Here is a 17,008-nt window from a genome sequence, read left to right as displayed (position 1 = left end):
TCAAGAATACTTCACGAAAGGCCGTCCACCGGCAGCGTCTCGAGCGCCCGGACGCGATCCCGTACCGCCTGGGGCAGGGGCGTCGGACGCCCGTCCTTCCCCAGCCAGACATGCACGGTCTTGGCCTTGGCGGCAAGCGCCCCGTCGGCCTCGATCTGGTAGAGCATGTCAAAGCTGCTGCGACCGAGCCGTGAGACGCGGGCCCCCACCCGCAGCCTGGCGCCCAGGAAGATCGGGCGCTCGTAATCCACCTCCGCCCGGGCCACCACCGGCGCCGCGTCGCCACGGACCACGTCGGCGCCGAAGGCCTCGAAATATCGCACCCGGGCCAGCTCGATATACGAGAGATACACGGCGTTGTTCACGTGACCGAGGGGATCGAGGTCCCGGTACCTGACTTCGAGCTCTACGACGATGGGAAAACCTTCCATGTCCCCATTAAATAACCCATTATCGCCCCCTGTGGCCGGGGCAAATGTCGCATTGCCAGCGATGCCCCCCGTGGGTATCATTTCGGCATGCGAGGCGTTCTCATTCTCGTTCCACTTCTCCTGGTCCTTCTCGCCGCCTGTCAGCCCAAAGGACCATCGCCCCTCGGCGCTGAAATCACCTTTGATCCAAACCCACCGGTGCTCGGCCCAAACCGGATCACGATCCGGGTCGACACCAAGAAAAAACTTAGCGAGCTCAAGGTGGTTGGAGACATGACCCACGCCGGGATGGTCCCGGTCGAGGCCGAGGCCAGGCGGGTCTCCCCCGGCCTTTGGGAGACACGGGACTTCAAGTTCACCATGCGGGGCGACTGGGTGATCACCCTCGAGGCCAAGGACAGCTCCGGAAAACGCTACCAGCAAGAGGTACGCATCACGGTGCCATGAAGACCCTGCGTTTCGACCTCTTGAGGCTCCCCCTCCTGGGACGTTTCCTCCGCTGGCGCTACAGCCGATTCGCGCTGCAGCTGCCGTTATTGCTCGTCGCCCTGCTTGCCCTCTACGACGGCTTTTTCGGCCGGCAGCTCGCCCCCAAAAACTTCGCCACCGTCTCCGTGTGGCTCCACTACCGGGGATTGCTGGTGCTGGCTGTGGCGGTGGCGGGGAACCTCTTTTGCGCCGCCTGCCCCCTGCTCCTCGTTCGCCGCCCCACCCGTTTCGCAAAACGCTACCTACCTCAGTTCACCTGGCCCGTCCGCCTGCGCAGCAAGTATTTCGTCATCGCGCTCACCCTCGTCTATCTCTTTGCCTACGAATACTGGGACCTCTGGGCCAGCCCCTGGCTTACGGCCTGGCTCATCGTTGGCTACTTCGGCGCCGCCTTCGTGGTCGACGCGCTCTTTCCCGAAGGCACGTTCTGTAAATACGTCTGCCCACTCGGCAATTTCAACTTCGCCCTGAGCACCGCAAGCCCCAGCCAAATCGGTGCTCGCGACCCCGAGGTCTGCCTTCGCTGCGAGGGCAAATACTGCGTCAACGGGCGGGTCGACACCCCCGAGGGGCCGAAGACCCTCAAAGAGGCCCCAACCGAGAGCGCACTCCGTTACCCCGGGTGCGAAACCAAGCTCTACGTGCCCCAAATCCGCTCCAACATGGACTGCACCTTTTGCATGAACTGCGTACGGGCCTGTCCTTACGACAACGTCGCCTGGGGCCTGCGCTGGCCGGGTCTCGAGTGGGTACGGGCGCGCTACAAGCAAGACGTGGTGTGGCTTGGGGTGTTGCTCTACTTCGCCGGGTTCATGAACGCATTCGGCATGATCCCCGCCTACTACAGGTTGGCGGAAGACCTTTCCCGACTCCTGGGCACGCGGAACGAAGCCTTGCTCTTGGGCAGCATCTACCTCCTGTGGACCGGGCTCGGCGTCGGCCTGACCCTTGGGGTCTCGGTGCTCGCCGACCGGGTCTCGGGAAGGCGGGACCGCCCTTGGCGTTCGCTCAGGCGATGGGGCATCGCCTACTTCCCCATGGCCTTTGCCATGTGGGCCGGCCACTACGCGTTTCACTTCCTTACCGGCTGGGCCTCGATCGTCCCCGTGGCCCAGCAGGCTCTCCTCCACCTCGGCCTGCCGCTCGGGCAGCCGGACTGGACGCTCGCCGCCCTGGTGCCTGAGAACTGGCTCTACCCTCTCCAGGTCGCCATCATCTACCTCGGCCTGGCCGGGGCCAGCTACACCCTCTTCACCCGAGCCAAGCGCGAAGGCGCGACCGCCGGCGCCGCCGTGATCTTTGCCTATCTGCTCATCCTTGCCACCCTCACCCTTTGGGTGCTGGCTCAGCCAATGGAAATGCGGGGCACGCTGCTTCTCTCTCCCTCGACGTAAGGGTAAGGTGAAAGCCGTGCGTAGATGGATTTTACTGCTCGCCATGACCCTTTTTTCCGGCCTCGCCGGGGCACACTCGGAGCCCGTGCAGGTGGTGGCCATGCTCGAGCATGGCAACGGTGGCCTCGAGATCAAGGTCAACCTGGTCGGTGAGGTGAGCACGCTGCCGATCCGGGGCGCGGTCCTCGAGGCCCGCCTCACCAAAGCCGACCCTGGCATTCTGGCCTGGATGCAAAACGGCGCCTTCGCCAGAACCGGGAAAGCCAGTCTCCCCGCGGAGGTGGTCGCCAAGACGGCCTTGCAGGAGGGCAAGGCGGGTGAGTACACCGGCCGCCTCGAGGTCCCCGGACCCGGCGCCTACGTCTTCGTTCTCGTCGACACCACATTCCGCGCAGAAGCCACGATGACCGGTTGGCGCCTCGATTTACCCTTGCCTTCCACGCCCACCATCTTTACCGGACTAATGCCCAAAACCACCACGCCGAGCCGCTACCTCACCTACGCCCTCATCGGCCTTGCGGTCCCAGCGCTGATTGGGGTGGTTTTCGCACTGCTCGCGAGAAGCGATCAACGCCTTTAGGAGACAGGTATGGACCGGGAAATTGAAGCCCTACTGGAACAAAAGCTCAAGGAAGCCCGGGAAAACACCGAAAAAGCCCTGGCCTACATGGCCCGCTTCGGGATACGGCCCGAGGGAGAAGTTCGCCTTTTCTACCCTCCGGAATCGCGAAGAACCAGCATCGACCGCATTCCCTACAGCCGGAACGTCCGGGAAGTCGTCGTATACCAAACCGAACCCGGGGAGTTCTCAGCGGTCTGCCCCTACTCGGGGCTGCCCGACTACGGCGTTTTGAGGGTGGAGTACGTGCCCGGCAGCTGGCTTTTGGAGCTCAAAAGCCTCAAGTATTACCTCATTTCCTTCCGGGAAATCGGAATCACGCAGGAGGAAGTGACGGCGATCATCTTCGAAGACCTGATGAAACACCTCGAAGACCCTGAGTACTTGCTGGTCGAGACCGTCTACAACGTCCGCGGTGGCATACGCACCACGGTGGTCGTCGACAGCCGGGAACAGCGGAAACGTTCCAAGTCTACGTGATAAACTGATCGCACTATGATTGAGCCATCGATCGCCCTCTTCGGAGAAGCATTCGAAGAGGCGAGCCGGGTCCTGGAACGGCTCCTGGAGGAAACCCAGGCCCGCTACGCCCTGCTCGTGGACCGGAAAGGCTTCGTGCTCACCCACCGCGAATCGCTCTGGGCTCCGCCGCCACCCGCGCTGGATTCCATCGCCACCCTCGTGGCCAGCAATGCCGCCGCCACTCAGGCCCTGGCCGACCTCCTCCAGGAGGATCGGTTTTCCGAACTCGTCCACCAGGGCAAGGACCAGGGAATTTACGTCGAGGAGGTCAACGAGCTCGCCCTTTTGGTGGTGATCTTCGACAAGGACTCCCCCATCGGGCGCGTCAAGCTCTACGGCAAGCGGGCGGCGGCGCTGCTCGATCGCATCACGAAAAAGGCCACCGTCGACGCGGGGGCGGGCAAACGCAATATCGGACTTGACCGCGAATACCGCGAGTCAGCTTCGGCCATGCTCGATGATCTCTTTGGGGAAGCATGAGCACCATCAACTTCGCGACGCGGGAGATCAACTTCAAAATCGTCTACTACGGCCCCGGCCTCTCCGGAAAAACCACCAACTTGAAGTTCGTCTATGAACGAATTCCCGAGGATCGAAAGGGCGAGATGGTCTCGCTCTCGACCGAGGACGAGCGCACGCTCTTTTTTGACTTCCTCCCGGTGGACCTCGGGGAGGTTAAAGGGTTTAAAACCCGCTTCCACCTTTACACCGTTCCGGGACAGGTCTTTTACAACGCCTCGCGAAAGCTCATCCTGCGGGGCGTCGACGGGCTGGTCTTCGTGGCCGACAGCGCTCCGAATCGCCTGCGGGCGAACGCTGAGAGCATGCGTAACCTGCGGGAAAACCTGGCCGAGTACGGGCTCAGCCTCGAGGACGTCCCCATGGTGCTCCAGATCAATAAGCGCGACCTCCCAGACGCCCTCCCGGTGGAGATGATCCGCGCCGTCATCGACCCCAAGCAGCAATACCCCCTGTTCGAATCGGTGGCCACGCGTGGGGTCGGCGTGTTCGAGCCGCTTCGGGAAGTGAGCCGCCTGGTCCTCGCCCGGCTCGCCACGCCCAGCGAAGGCTAGGCCGTTTGGAGAATTCAGCCGTCCGCGTTTCCCAGCCCCCCGCCGCGGAAAGCAAGGGCGGGGGGGCTTGAGCTAGCGGGCTTCCGGGCGAAAGGGCGAGCGCAACCCGGCCTGGGCAATCTCCCGCGCCTCCCGAGGCACCCAGCCAAGCGCCAGCACGCCTCGGTAGGCCCGGAGCGCGCCGTCTCGGTCACCCACCAGGTCGCGGAGCTGGCCCAGCCGGGCCAGGGCGTAGCCGGGGAGGTAGGCGGGTTCGTGAAAGTCTCCGGCCACCACCTCTTCCAAAAGCGTCAGGGCATCTTCCGCCTGCCCCGCAGCCAGGTAGATCTGTGAGGCCAGATAGCCGGCTTCCGGGCTTGCGATCTCCCGCAGCTGGGATAGGAGCGCGGCGAAGTCATCAGCTTCCGAAAGCTGCCAGGCCCGGTCGAGAATCGCGCGCTGGCGCTCGGCGTCCGTTGGCTGGTGAGGCCCCGGGAGCACGGCCCCGGGCACCCTCGAAAGGAGGGAGGGGTAATCGGTCAGGTCGACCCAAACCACGAGCCGATCGAGGTTCGCCGAGGCGATCTTTTGGGCCACCCCCCGCATACGCTCTTCGCGAAACCCGGTCGCCGGACCTTCGCCGAAGCGTTCGGCCACCTTTTCCAGGTAGGCATTGAGCGGTGAGAGGACTTCCTCCCGTGCCCAATCCTCCGGCTGGCGGGGCGTGGCGAGCACGGCCTCGAGGGGCGCGCGCCACCCGGCCTCCTCGCGCAGGTAGGCCTGCCCCTGTTCGAACTCCTCAAGATAAAGCCGGAAGCGCTCGGCCTCGCCTTTCAGCGCTTCCGCGTTCTCACCAACCCCAACCACCGGCACTTCCATACGCTCCGCCCAGGGCAGGAGGAAAAAAAGCCCGAGCTCTTCGTCGTCGCGCCATACCCCTTCCGCCAGCCCTTCGGCGCTGTAGGAGGCGAGCCAAACCGCGTCGGGGCGAAACGCCCTCGTCAACTCGACCAACGTCACCGCGTTGTAGCGGGGATGGAGCATATGCAAGGGCCCGAGCGTCGGCAACAACAGTACATCCACGCCCCCATCCTAAGCCACGCCCCGAAGGTCCTTGCATACTCAAGCGAAATCTCACACCCCCAAATGGGGGGATGGGGTAAGTTAAAAAACAGATGCCGCCTGACAGCGCTCCATTGATGCACCCGCATTGAAGGGTATTCTTTTTGCCATTGGCCGGTATTTCAAATCCATCATCACCTACCGTGCAGGCGCGCGGAAGGATATTTATTGCTTTGAATACAAGCGATAATATGATCTAGCCACAATTCACTCGATGTCTATAGTTGCTATATTCTATTGACACCTCCTCACCGTCATTCTAGTATAGGGGCAGGAAAAGAAAAAGTCCTTAAGAAGGACGAAGGGGGGAGTAGAAGATGAAAAAGGCGATCGTGAAACTGTTCGGACTGGTACTCGGTTTGTTGGCGATGGCGATCTCCGCGGGCGCGAGCATCACCTACCGGCCGTAATAAAGGCTCGCAGCAACATAGCAGGGGCTCTAGCCCCTGCTATGTTATTATGATGCCGTATGCCCGACCAACGAAAGGATAGAACGAAGGGGCTCAGGGTTTATACGTATAATTCAATTCTAACGATTCTGGCTGTTTCCCTCTCGTATATTCTTTATGTTGTAGAACCACGCCCATTTCCCTCACTTATTGACGTTCTCTTCTGGGGTGGGATGATTGCATGGGCTTCATACACACAGGTAAACCTGTTGTTTAAAACAGCAATAAGCCTACTTTTTGTAGTTGCACTCGCCTCATTATTCGTATTCCCTTATTGGCTTGTGCCTATATTAGTATTTTTGTTCTATTTTGATCCGGGTTGGTTCGATAACCCAAATCAGTCGTTGTGGGCAGATTATTTTAATCGCGCACAGAATGCCGTAAGCATTGCGTCTGCCGCACTTGCTTATTACATTTTTACGCACTATGCCTCCTTGAGCCTATTTGGCATAAATATCACATACCTCCTTGGCATAATTCTTGCAGGATTTCTTTTTTTTCTTATCAATGTTGTCTTGGTAACAGAAATGGTAGCAATAGATACACGTAGTACGTTTCAAAAAATTTGGAGGGAGAACTTTAGTTGGCTAGCCTACAGCTATATCATTTTAATTCCGGTAGCTCTGTTGCTCGCACGACTTTATGACGCAACCCCCCCCTTAATTGGCAAATGGGGAGGATGGGCTGTAATACTCTTCCTCATCCCTTTGTATTACGCTCGGTATCACTGGGATGAGTATGTCAAAATACGCGAATCGTTCTCCCAAACTGTTGAGGCTTTGATGGCTGCCCTTGAAGCGAAGGACTCTCATACACGACTGCATTCAGAGCGCGTAGCATCAATCGCAAACGATATCGCTATTGCCATCGGGCTTGACGAAGCTGACACACAACAAATCAAGCTCGGGGCACGCATACACGATATCGGGAAGATAGGCATCCCCGACTCAATTCTTCTAAAACCTGAAAAACTATCTGATGAAGAAATGGAGATCATAAAACAGCATCCCACTATTGGCGTTCAGCTCTTACGGAATATAAGATTTTTCAAAAGCGTACTTCCAATAGTCAAGTACCATCATGAAAGATGGGATGGTGGGGGCTACCCCGACGGGCTTGCCGGGCAGGATATCCCTTTGTGGGCCCGAATTGTCGGACTCGCCGACGCCTACGAAGCCATGACCGCGGGCCGGCCTTATAAGCCCGCGAAGACCCCCGAGGAAGCCCTGGCCGAGGTTGAGAAATTTTCGGGCATCCAGTTCGATCCGAAACTGGCCAGGGTTTTCAAGGAACTCTGGGAGCAAAATCCGGTTTGGCGCGACAGGGAGGTGTTCCTACGGGCATATTCATCGCGGGCATCATCGTTGGGTTTGCCCTCGCCCTTGCAAAAGGTGTCCGAATCGGCGACTACCAAAGAGCGGAGCTAAGGGCGGGCTGGGTCTTCGTGGCGGCGGCGGTGCTGGAATCGCTCGCCACGAGGCTTTCGGTGAGCGGGCGGATCGACCCGGCCACCACGGGAACCCTCTTCGAACTCACGGCGCTCGCCCTGATCGCCTTTGGACTCTGGCGGAACCGGTTTTTGCGCGGGCTGTGGGTGGTGACCCTTGGCTATGCCATGAACACCCTGGCGATCCTGGCCAACGGGGGCAAGATGCCGGTTACCGCCGAGGCCCTCGAGGCCGCCGGCCTCGCCGCCGCTATTCCCATCCTCGAGCGAGGGGGCGACGCGCTCCACGTGGTCGTCGGCCCGGGCACCCGCCTGGTGTGGCTGAGCGACATCATCCCTCTTTCGGGGTCGGTGATCAGCGTGGGCGATATCTTGATCACCATCGGTCTCGCCCTGGCGGTCGTGGAGATTGGACTCCGGGCCAAACATCGTGACGAAAAGGCATTAGGATAGACGCATGACCGAACGCGTCTACCGCATTACCCTTATCGAAGGCGACGGCATCGGGCATGAGGTCATCCCCGCGGCGCGGCGGGTCCTTGAAGCCACCGGTCTTACCTTCGAGTTCATCGAAGCCGAGGCCGGGTGGGAAACCTTCCAAAAATACGGCACCTCGGTGCCGGAAGAAACGGTGGAGAAGGTGCTGGCCGCGGACGCCACCCTCTTTGGCGCCGCCACCAGCCCGACCCAGAAAGTCCCCGGCTTTTTCGGTGCCATTCGGTACCTGCGCAAGCGGCTCGACCTCTACGCCAACGTCCGCCCCGCGAAATATCACCCGGTTCCGGGTGCGGTGGAGGGCACCGACCTGGTCGTGGTGCGCGAAAACACCGAAGGGCTCTACGTCGAGCAGGAACGGCTGTATGCCCGGGGGCGGGTCGCCATTGCCGACCGCGTGATCACCTATGAAGCCTCGTACCGCATCGCCGAATACGCCTTGCGCCTGGCCGAAAAACGTCGCGGCCGCCTTGCGCTGGTCCACAAGGCCAACGTGCTCCCCATGTCCGACGGTCTTTTCCTCGAGGCCGCTTACGACGCCGCCAAACGCCACCCCACCGTGGAGGTCTACGAGGTGATCGTTGACGCCTGCGCCATGCGCCTGGTCCGTAACCCCAAGGACTTCGACGTTCTGGTCATGGAAAACCTCTTCGGCGATATCCTCTCCGACCTCACCGCCGGGCTGGTTGGCGGGCTCGGCATCGCCCCCAGCGGCAACATCGGCGAGCGGGCGGCCATTTTCGAACCGGTGCACGGCTCGGCCCCCGACATCGCGGGCAAGGGGGTCGCGAACCCCACCGCGACCATCCTCTCCGCTGCGATGATGCTCGACCACCTCGGTGAAACCGAAATGGCCAGGAAGATCGAACGCGCGGTGGATATCGCGCTTGAGCAAGGCCCGCGCACCCCGGATCTGGGTGGCCATGCCACCACCGAAGCGTTCGCCGACGCGGTCATCCGGGCGCTGGTCGAAACCGGGACAAAGTGATAACAGTTCCATGGTAGCCTGAGGGAGCGCGGGAGGAAAGCGTGGCGTCTTGGCTCGAGAACTTCTTCAGGTCAGGAACCGAGGCTCTGGGCCTTGAAGTGGGGACGGCGAACCTCAAGGTGGTCGACCTCCACGGGCCAAGGCTGGTGCTCCGCGGCTACGCGATCCGACCCACGCCCCCAGGCGTGATCCAGGGTGGGCTCATCACCGAACCGGCGGCCCTCAGCGAAGAGATCCGGGCCCTGATCTCCGACGCCAGAACCCGCAAGAAACATGTCGTCACCACGCTTTCGAACGACGCCGTGGTGACGCGCATCCTCAAATTTCCAAAGGGCATGGAGGAAAAGGAGATCGGGGAAGCCGTTCGCTGGGAGGCGGAACCCCACATTCCCTTCTCGGTTGACGAGATCACCTACGACTACGCCATCCTGGGCGAGAGCGAGGACGAATCGGGCGGTGGCGAGATCGAGGTGCTCTTCGCCGCTGCCCGAGAAGAAACCGTGGTCCAGCTGGTGGAGATCCTGCGCGATGCCGGGCTGGAACCGATTGCGGTGGACCTCAAACCCTTCGCCAGCGTCCGTGTGCTCGAACCTGAGCTGGCCCCCAGGGAGGACGGCAGCCTGCCCCTCACCGTGGTGCTGGAGGTCGGCGCGGAGTCATCCTCGATCGTGTTCCTGAAGGGCGAGCGACCGCTCATGACCCGGCACTTCCCGGTGGCCGGGAACGCCTTCACCGCGGCGCTCGCCCGCGCCTTTGGCCTGGAAATCGAGCAGGCCGAGAAGATCAAGCGCGAATACGCCCTGGCCAGCGGCACGCTGGATGACGAGGAAGCGCTGCTCAGCATCGACACCGTATCGGACCAGCCGAGCCCCACCGACATCTACGACGCTTTGCGTCACGTCCTGCTCGACTTCACCACCGAGGTCCAGCGAAGCCTCGATTTCTTCAACAATCAGTTCGGCGAGGCCGCCCCCGACCAGGCCTTCATCGGCGGAGGCGGCATCAAGCTCGCCGGGCTCAAAAACCTCATCGCCGACGCCATCGGGATCACCTTCACCGAGATCAATCCCTGGAACCGGCTACGCGTTCCCGGCAACCGCTTCCCCGCCACCAAGCTCGCCGACGTAGCGCCGGAGTTCGTGATCCCCGTTGGCCTGGCGATTCGGGGGGTGAGCGGCGTTGATTAACCTCAACCTGCTCCCGAAGCGCTACCGAAAACGCACGCTGCCAAGCGCCTGGCGCCTGGCCACGTTCGTCGCCGGAATTTTGGTCCTAGGCAGCGTCGGATTCGTACACTATCAAACCCAAGCCAGTATCAATCGCCTCGAAAACCAAAAAGAGCAGCTCCGCCTCGAGGTCGAGCTCCTTCGTAGCTACATCGCGGAGCAGAACAAACTGCAGCAAAAGCAACGCGAGCTCGAGGCCCTGGCAAGCGTTTCCCGCCAGGTCCGGGCCAAGTTCCGCCCCTGGGCCGATTACCTGGCCCGGTTTTTGGTCGAGCTTCCCTCGAAAGAGGGTCGCCTCGAGGTCCGCCTCGAAACCCTCAGCGTCAAAGCCATCGACCCCAATAAGGCCAAGCAGATCTACGGCATTCCCGCCGACGTCGAGTTCACCTTCCGCGGCCGGGCGGCCTCGAGGAATGTCCTGGTCCAGATGGTCAAGACCTTCGAGACTGACCCCGGCTTCGGGATTGACTTTCAAAAAGCCGAACACGACCTCAAGACCGGCATCTACCGTTTTAGCGCCAGTGTGGGCATGATCGCCAAGGTGGAAAATGAAGCAGCTCGTTAAAGACCCCCGCACGCAGTTCATCCTGGCGCTCGCCTTGTTCGCAGTCCTGGCGGGTATCTGGTACGTGGCCTGGTACCAACCCGCCCAGACGCGGATCCAGACCCTGGAGCGGGAAGTCAAGAACCTCACGAAGCAAAGGGATCGCGGCCTGGCAGCCAAGCGCAACCTCCCCAAGCTCAAGGCCAAAATCGCAGACCTCGAGCGCGAAATTTCGAACTTTCTGGCCGCGCTGCCCAATGAAGAGCGTTTTTATGAAGTGCTCGATCTTTTAACCAAGAACGCCGAGGACGCCGGCGTCACCCTGAGCTCGATCTCGCGAAGCCCGGCAAAGAGCGAGATCCCCGGGGTGGGCACCATCGACGTCACCATCGATATCCGCGCGCCGTTCCCGGCGCTTTACGACTACTTGAAAGCACTTGAAAACCTCAAACGCTACAGCTCCATGGACGGGGTCACGCTCAACCCAAGCGGTGGCGACCCGACCAACCCCGAGATCGGCACCAAGCTCAAGGTCCACTTCTACGTCTATCAAGCGAACAAGCCGGGGGGATCGCCATGAAGCTCACTCCGCGAACCAAAATCCTCGTCACCGTCTTGCTCTTGGTGGTCGCGGTCGGGGCCTGGTACGCCCTTTACAGCGCCGGAACCCAAATTCCGGCCGCCACGCCCGCGCCCGAGCCCCCCAAACGCGTCGCCAAAGCGGTGGAAAAACCCACACCGGCCAAGGCCACGGTGGCCACCTCGACCAGCGCTCGCGTTCTCGAGGTCCTTCCCCTTCCCTTCCTGGTGACCGAAGCCCCGGCCGAAGCAACCGCGCCACCGCCGGCGACACCCGAAGCCGTTGCCGAGGCACAAAAAGAAAAAACGCTCCCAAACCCCTTCGCCCCGCTCAAGGCAGAGCTTGCCCAGAAGAAGGCCACCAAACCCGCGCCCATCCCCATCCAGAAAACCCCGGTCAGCGTATCGCTGCCGCCACGTGTTCCAACGCCGCGCGTCGTCCGGGTTCAGCAGGGAACGCCGGATGTCGCTCTACCGTCGCTGACCCAAGAAGGTGCCCTGCCACTGAGGCTCGGTCCCATCGACCGCGAGGTCCGGCCGCGCGCGCCAAAGGCGGCCGAACCCCGCCCCAAACCAGCACTCAGCCTGCCCGAGAGTCGCCTCGATCGCCTGCCCCCGGCTCCCGGCGAGACCGGCGGTTCGGAGCCCAGCGCGACGCCACTTGCGATGCCGATCGTTTCTCAATCGGCCCCAGCCCCAGCCCCGAGCAAGGCCAACCCCTTGCTCGAGTGGGCGCAAATGCGGGGCTGAAGCTCTCCGGGGTCGCCCTAGGGCCGGTGAGCGTCGCCATCTTTAAAACCAGCACGGGATATCTCACCCTCTCGGTCGGTCAAAGCTTCCCCGGAACCGACATCATCCTCAAATCGGTGACCGCCGAGCGGGTCCTCCTGACCCAAGGCCCCTACACGCTTACGCTGGAATACGGAGGCGGTGAGTAAGTATGAAACGATGGCTTTTGAGCATGTTGCTTCTGCTTTCGCTGGCGATCGCCGGCGGATTTCCCCAAGAAGCTCGTTTCGATCGCCCGGTTACGATCAAGACCTCGGCGAATGGCGATGGCCTCGAGGTGGTCTTGAGCGCGCTCGCGGAATCGGTGGGGCTTACCCCGGTTCTCAAGCTGCCACAAGACCTCGCCAACCTCAAAGTTCGCCTCCAAATCGCCGACAAACCCTTCCGGGAAGTCTGGACGGTCATCATCGAAACCTACGGCGAAGGTAAGCTCGATTACGCCCTGCTCAAAAGCGACATCGTCCTGGTCGCGAGCCCGGAGGTCGTGGCCCAGGCCGTCCAGGCGATTCGAACGCAAAAGGCGGTGGAAAAACGTATCTTTGCGGTCCGGTATCTGGATCCAGAGAAAATCGCCCCCTTCATTGAAGCCCAGGTCAGCGAGGTTCAGGCAACCCCAATCCCGGGGCAAAAGGCGCTCATGGTCACGGGCCCCAAAAACAAACTCGACGAAGTCGCGGCGCTGCTTGAGAAAACCGACGTCCAGGAGGCCACCGGACCCGCGCTTTCGCAAAAGACCTTCCGCCTGGCGTATGCCAAAGCCGAGGACCTGGCCAAGATCCTCCAGGCCGCCCTGGCCGCCCAGGCGCAAAACGGCCCCAACCAACCCTCGGTTCGCATCGTCGCCGACCCCCGAACCAACGCCCTGATCGTGACCGGCACCCCCGAAGCGCTTGCCTTTGTGGCCAATCTCCTCGGCCAGCTCGATCGACCGGTTCAGCAGGTCAGCGTCCAGGTGCGCATCCAGGAAGTGAGCACCAACGTCCTCCGGAGTCTGGGCCTGAACTGGCAGGCGGCAGGGGGCAACCTGGTGGCCGCCATCACCGATGCCGGCATCCAGCTCATCTTCGATGCGACCCGCTCGCTGGCTTCGCTCAACATTGGGGCCACCCTCAACGCGCTCGAACGGCAGGGGCTTTCCCGGAAGGTGACCGACGCCAACCTGACCCTGCTCTCCAACCAAACCGGCAAGATCCAATCCGGCTACCTCTACCGCCTCCCCATCCAGGTCAAAGACAGCCAGGGCAACGTGACCACCGACTACAAGGAGTTCAACGGTGGCGTCACCGTTGAAATCACGCCTCAGCTCACCCCGGATGGCGAAATTACCTTAAAGCTCAACACCAAGGTTACTTCCATCGCCCAAAAGGACGTCAGCGGGCTTCCCACGCTCGAGAACATTCAAAACGCCAACACCGTTTTGCGGCTCAAAGACGGCCAGACCGTCGTCCTCGGCGGGCTGATTCAGAGGAAAAACAGCCAGTCCAAACAGGGCATCCCCTTCCTCTCCGATATCCCGCTGCTCGGAGCGCTCTTTTCCCAAACCTCCAACGAGAGTGAAGATAGCGAACTGCTCATCGTGATCAAGGCGCGCCGCGTCACCGAGCCCAACGACACCTGCCCTTCCCGAGTCACATCCCCGTGCCTGCCGAAAGCCACGCGCCCCTAGACCGGCCTCGTGCTAGGCTCTTGATATGCGATTTCTGACGGCTGGGGAATCCCACGGGCCCGCGCTCTATGCCATCATCGACGGGCTTCCCGCCGGCCTCGATTTGACGGCGGCCGACATCGACCCCTGGCTCCAAAAGAGGCAAGGAGGCTACGGCCGTGGCCGCCGCATGCAGATCGAGGCGGATCGGGTTCAGATCACCTCGGGGGTTCGCGCCGGGAAGACCACCGGCGCCCCGGTCACGCTGGTCATCGAAAACCGCGACCACCGGAACTGGAAGGACATCATGGACCCTGCCCCGGGCAACCTGCCGCGGCGAAAGGCGCTCACCGCCCCCCGGCCGGGACACGCTGACCTGGTGGGCGGGTTCAAGTATGGGCACCGCGACCTCCGCGATGTGTTGGAGCGAGCCTCGGCGCGGGAGACGGCCTCGAGGGTCGCCGTTGGCGCGGTCGCGGCCAAGCTTTTGCGGGAATTCGGCGTGGAGAGCGCGAGCTACGTCGTGGGCCTGGGCGGTGTCTGGGCGAAAAAGCCCTTCGAGTGGGAAAGGCGAGCCGAGGTCGAAGCGAGCCCCTTGCGCACCCCCGATCCCGAGGCCGAAGCCGAGATGATCGCCGCCATCGACCGGGCCAAAGCCGAAGGCGACACCCTGGGCGGCATCGTCGAGGTGCGATTTAAGGGGCTCGTCCCCGGGCTCGGCAGCTACGTTCATCCGGACAGAAAGCTCGACGGCCGCATCGCCCAGGCGGTGATGAGCGTTCCCGCCATGAAGGGGGTCGAGATCGGGCCCGCCTTCGAAAACGCCATGCGGCCTGGCTCCGAGGTCCACGACGCCATCGCCTGGCAGGAAGGCCGGGGGTATTACCGGGACACAAACCGGGCCGGCGGGCTCGAGGCCGGCATGACCAACGGCGAAGAACTCGTGATCCGGGCGGCGATGAAACCCATCGCCACCCTCATGCGCCCGCTGCCTACGGTGGACATCACCGACCATAGCCCGAAAGACGCGGCCCGCGAGCGCTCGGACACCACCGCGGTCCCGGCAGCCAGCCTCATCGTCGAGGCGGTGGTGGCCATCGTGCTCGCCCAGGCCTACCTGGAAAAGTTCGGCGGCGATACCCTCGAGGAGATCCTGGATCGCCTCGAGGCCTACCGCCGCCGCTGGCGGGAGTACTGATGCGCTGCATCGAGGTCGACCGGCCGGTGACCTGGGTGGCCCTCACCGGATTCATGGGTGTGGGGAAAACCCGAATCGGGCGTGAACTGGCGAAAGAGCTGATGCTCCACTTCGTCGACCTCGATCGCTACATCGAGCGCGAGGCTGGACTTACGATCCCCGACATCTTCCGCTACCTGGGCGAGGAGACTTTCCGCAAAATCGAGCGCGAGGCGGTCGCCGAGCTGGTGACCAAGGACATGATGGTGATCAGTTTGGGCGGCGGTACCTTCGTCGACGACCAAAACCGGGATCGGCTTTTAAAGCGCGGTCCGGTGGTGGCGCTTTGGGCCAGCCCGGAGACGATCTACGAGCGGGTGCAACGCCGGCCCGGAAAGCGCCCCCTGCTCGACACGCCCGACCCCCTGCCCCGCATCAAGCGCTTGCTGGCCGAACGGGAAGCGCTCTACCGCCAAGCCCCGATTCACGCCACGAGCGAGGGCCGGTCGCCCAAACAGACCGCCGAGGCAATCGTGGCCGAACTCTGGAGGTGGCGTGAGGCTCAAGGTTCATAACCCCCCATACACGGTCGAGATCGGGCGCGGTCTCCTGCCGACCCTGCCCCCCGAACCGCGGGATGCGGTCTTGCTCTATGACCTCGCTGTCGAGGCCGTCGCCGAAGCCATCGCGCATCAGGCCAGCATCACGGCCAGGATCGGGGTTGCCGGCGGCGAGCGCGCCAAGACCCTCGAAACCTACGCCAGGCTCCTTTCAGACCTCGCCAAAAGCGGTCTCGGTCGCGATGGCGTGCTCTATGTGGTCGGCGGCGGGACGCTCACCGACCTCGGCGGCTTCCTGGCCGCGACCTATCTGCGAGGCATCGTTTACCAGAGTTTCCCCACCACCACGCTGGCGATCGTCGACGCCAGCGTGGGCGGGAAAACCGGGCTCAACCTTCCGGAGGGGAAAAACCTGGTCGGCGCCTTCCACGCCCCGGAACGGGTCACGGCCGACCTCGACTGGCTCGTGACCCTCCCCGAGCGGACCTTTAAAGAAGGGCTGGTCGAAGCCTACAAGCACGGCTTCATCGCCGGTGACCCCGATCTCCTTGACCCCTTCGACCTCCACCCCGAACACCCGCGTCTGGAGGCCTACCTCAGCAAGGCGGTGGCCGTGAAGATCGCCGTGGTGAGCGCCGATTTCCGCGAAAAGGGCGAGCGGAGGAAACTGAACCTGGGGCATACCCTGGCCCATGCCCTCGAGGCGGTCACCCATCACGCGCTGACCCACGGGGAAGCCGTGGCCTACGGCCTGCTCTTCGCCTGCCTTTTGGGACGAAGGCTCGGGGGTGAGGACCTGGTGGACCGTGCCCTCGACCTCCTCGACTGGCTGGACGCGCCGCCGCTCCCTCCCCTGTCCTGGTCGACGCTTTTGCCCTACCTGGAGCGGGACAAGAAAAAGGCCGAAGGCGAGATCCACTGGGTCATCCCCCTCGAGCTGGGCAAACTCACGATCACGCCGCTTGAGGGTAAGCTTTTGGAAGAAACGTACCAATCGTTGGAGGAGGTGCTCCGGTGATTCTTGTGTTGCATGGCCCGAACCTCAACATGCTGGGGCGGCGCGAACCCGAAGTCTACGGCACCCTCACCTTCGAAGAGCTCGAGGAACACCTCGAGGCCTGGGGCTCGGAACTCGGGGTCAGCGTGGTCAGCCGCCAATCGAACCACGAGGGCAGCCTGGTGGAGTGGATCCAGCGGGCCTCCGACGACGGATTTCGTGGCATCGTCCTCAACCCCGGCGCGCTGACGCACTACTCCTATTCGCTCCTCGACGCCATCCGGTCGCAGCCGTTGCCGGTGGTCGAAGTCCACCTTTCCAACATCTACGCCCGCGAACCCTTCCGAACGCACTCGGTCACCGCCGCCGCGGCCGCGGGCGTGATCAGCGGGCTGGGGATCCTCGGCTACCGATACGCCCTGGAGTACCTGCTGCAACGCCATTGACGAAAGCAGCGGCGAATCCTATACTCACCCCTGGGTG

The 17,008-nt window shown here is 62.3% G+C and carries 21 protein-coding genes; 19 read left to right on the top strand and 2 right to left on the bottom strand.

Annotated features, from left to right (window positions below; all coding sequences use genetic code 11):
- Window positions 1–11: 11 nt before the first annotated feature.
- The gene (locus ACZ5BT_RS09035) at window positions 12–431 is read right to left on the bottom strand and encodes an acyl-CoA thioesterase (RefSeq protein ID WP_464884266.1); all 420 of its coding nucleotides are present in this window, start codon (window positions 429–431) and stop codon (window positions 12–14) included.
- 87 nt (window positions 432–518) lie between these two features.
- Between ACZ5BT_RS09035 and ACZ5BT_RS09030 the strand changes: the two genes are divergently transcribed.
- From ACZ5BT_RS09030 to mglA, 6 genes are read left to right on the top strand one after another with little or no spacing between them, the layout of a single operon-like run.
- Window positions 519–878 carry a FixH family protein gene (locus tag ACZ5BT_RS09030; RefSeq protein WP_464884265.1) on the top strand — a complete coding sequence of 120 codons (360 nt, stop codon included), beginning with the start codon at window positions 519–521 and terminating at the stop codon, window positions 876–878.
- Window positions 875–2,314, top strand: a complete 1,440-nt coding sequence (locus ACZ5BT_RS09025; protein WP_464884264.1) for a 4Fe-4S binding protein — start codon at window positions 875–877, stop codon at window positions 2,312–2,314. The genes ACZ5BT_RS09030 and ACZ5BT_RS09025 overlap by 4 nt, the downstream gene beginning before the upstream one ends.
- A 16-nt stretch (window positions 2,315–2,330) precedes the next feature.
- Window positions 2,331–2,894 (top strand): hypothetical protein, encoded by a 564-nt coding sequence (locus ACZ5BT_RS09020; RefSeq protein WP_464884263.1) that lies wholly within the window; start codon window positions 2,331–2,333, stop codon window positions 2,892–2,894.
- A gap of 9 nt (window positions 2,895–2,903) precedes the next feature.
- Complete coding sequence (gene queF / locus ACZ5BT_RS09015) at window positions 2,904–3,413, top strand: preQ(1) synthase (protein ID WP_464884262.1); 510 nt, start codon at window positions 2,904–2,906, stop codon at window positions 3,411–3,413.
- 15 nt (window positions 3,414–3,428) lie between these two features.
- A complete protein-coding gene (gene mglB / locus ACZ5BT_RS09010; protein ID WP_464884261.1) occupies window positions 3,429–3,935 on the top strand; it encodes a GTPase-activating protein MglB in 507 nt (168 codons plus the stop codon).
- The gene (gene mglA / locus ACZ5BT_RS09005; RefSeq protein WP_464884260.1) at window positions 3,932–4,528 is read left to right on the top strand and encodes a GTPase MglA; all 597 of its coding nucleotides are present in this window, start codon (window positions 3,932–3,934) and stop codon (window positions 4,526–4,528) included. The genes mglB and mglA overlap by 4 nt, the downstream gene beginning before the upstream one ends.
- Before the next feature lie 72 nt (window positions 4,529–4,600).
- On the opposite strand, the gene ACZ5BT_RS09000 is transcribed toward mglA, so the two are convergent.
- Entirely contained in the window at window positions 4,601–5,551 is a 951-nt protein-coding gene (locus tag ACZ5BT_RS09000; RefSeq protein ID WP_464885809.1) for a YfgM family protein, read from the bottom strand.
- Window positions 5,552–6,098: 547 nt separating this feature from the next.
- On the opposite strand from ACZ5BT_RS09000, the gene ACZ5BT_RS08995 reads away from it, so the two are divergent.
- Genes ACZ5BT_RS08995 through aroQ form a run of 13 tightly spaced genes read left to right on the top strand, consistent with a single transcriptional unit; the run spans window position 6,099 to window position 16,971 of the window.
- A complete protein-coding gene (locus tag ACZ5BT_RS08995) occupies window positions 6,099–7,505 on the top strand; it encodes an HD-GYP domain-containing protein (protein WP_464884259.1) in 1,407 nt (468 codons plus the stop codon).
- 29 nt (window positions 7,506–7,534) lie between these two features.
- Window positions 7,535–7,978: a DUF5317 domain-containing protein gene (locus tag ACZ5BT_RS08990; protein WP_464884258.1), complete on the top strand. Its 444-nt coding sequence runs from the start codon at window positions 7,535–7,537 to the stop codon at window positions 7,976–7,978.
- Window positions 7,979–7,982: 4 nt separating this feature from the next.
- Window positions 7,983–9,008, top strand: coding sequence for an isocitrate/isopropylmalate dehydrogenase family protein (locus ACZ5BT_RS08985; RefSeq protein ID WP_464884257.1), 1,026 nt, complete (start codon window positions 7,983–7,985; stop codon window positions 9,006–9,008).
- A gap of 41 nt (window positions 9,009–9,049) precedes the next feature.
- Window positions 9,050–10,195 carry a type IV pilus assembly protein PilM gene (pilM, locus tag ACZ5BT_RS08980; protein WP_464884256.1) on the top strand — a complete coding sequence of 382 codons (1,146 nt, stop codon included), beginning with the start codon at window positions 9,050–9,052 and terminating at the stop codon, window positions 10,193–10,195.
- Window positions 10,188–10,799, top strand: coding sequence for a flagellar protein FliT (locus ACZ5BT_RS08975; RefSeq protein WP_464884255.1), 612 nt, complete (start codon window positions 10,188–10,190; stop codon window positions 10,797–10,799). The genes pilM and ACZ5BT_RS08975 overlap by 8 nt, the downstream gene beginning before the upstream one ends.
- The gene (gene pilO, locus ACZ5BT_RS08970) at window positions 10,783–11,358 is read left to right on the top strand and encodes a type 4a pilus biogenesis protein PilO (RefSeq protein ID WP_464884254.1); all 576 of its coding nucleotides are present in this window, start codon (window positions 10,783–10,785) and stop codon (window positions 11,356–11,358) included. Before ACZ5BT_RS08975 ends, pilO begins: the two co-directional genes overlap by 17 nt.
- Complete coding sequence (locus ACZ5BT_RS08965) at window positions 11,355–12,107, top strand: hypothetical protein (RefSeq protein ID WP_464884253.1); 753 nt, start codon at window positions 11,355–11,357, stop codon at window positions 12,105–12,107. The genes pilO and ACZ5BT_RS08965 overlap by 4 nt, the downstream gene beginning before the upstream one ends.
- A gap of 26 nt (window positions 12,108–12,133) precedes the next feature.
- On the top strand, window positions 12,134–12,295 hold the full coding sequence (locus ACZ5BT_RS08960; protein ID WP_464884252.1) for a hypothetical protein: 162 nt from the start codon (window positions 12,134–12,136) through the stop codon (window positions 12,293–12,295).
- Window positions 12,296–12,297: 2 nt separating this feature from the next.
- Window positions 12,298–13,812: a type II secretion system protein GspD gene (locus ACZ5BT_RS08955; protein WP_464884251.1), complete on the top strand. Its 1,515-nt coding sequence runs from the start codon at window positions 12,298–12,300 to the stop codon at window positions 13,810–13,812.
- A gap of 25 nt (window positions 13,813–13,837) precedes the next feature.
- A complete protein-coding gene (gene aroC, locus ACZ5BT_RS08950; protein ID WP_464884250.1) occupies window positions 13,838–14,989 on the top strand; it encodes a chorismate synthase in 1,152 nt (383 codons plus the stop codon).
- A complete protein-coding gene (locus ACZ5BT_RS08945; protein ID WP_464884249.1) occupies window positions 14,989–15,543 on the top strand; it encodes a shikimate kinase in 555 nt (184 codons plus the stop codon). The genes aroC and ACZ5BT_RS08945 overlap by 1 nt, the downstream gene beginning before the upstream one ends.
- The gene (locus ACZ5BT_RS08940; protein WP_464884248.1) at window positions 15,524–16,546 is read left to right on the top strand and encodes a 3-dehydroquinate synthase; all 1,023 of its coding nucleotides are present in this window, start codon (window positions 15,524–15,526) and stop codon (window positions 16,544–16,546) included. Before ACZ5BT_RS08945 ends, ACZ5BT_RS08940 begins: the two co-directional genes overlap by 20 nt.
- Window positions 16,543–16,971 carry a type II 3-dehydroquinate dehydratase gene (aroQ, locus tag ACZ5BT_RS08935; RefSeq protein WP_464884247.1) on the top strand — a complete coding sequence of 143 codons (429 nt, stop codon included), beginning with the start codon at window positions 16,543–16,545 and terminating at the stop codon, window positions 16,969–16,971. The genes ACZ5BT_RS08940 and aroQ overlap by 4 nt, the downstream gene beginning before the upstream one ends.
- Window positions 16,972–17,008 lie beyond the last annotated feature (37 nt).

The sequence above is a fragment of the Vulcanithermus mediatlanticus genome, assembly GCF_055385885.1.
The sequence above is the reverse complement of the archived record's forward strand: the minus strand, read 5'-3'. Positions and strand labels throughout refer to the sequence as shown.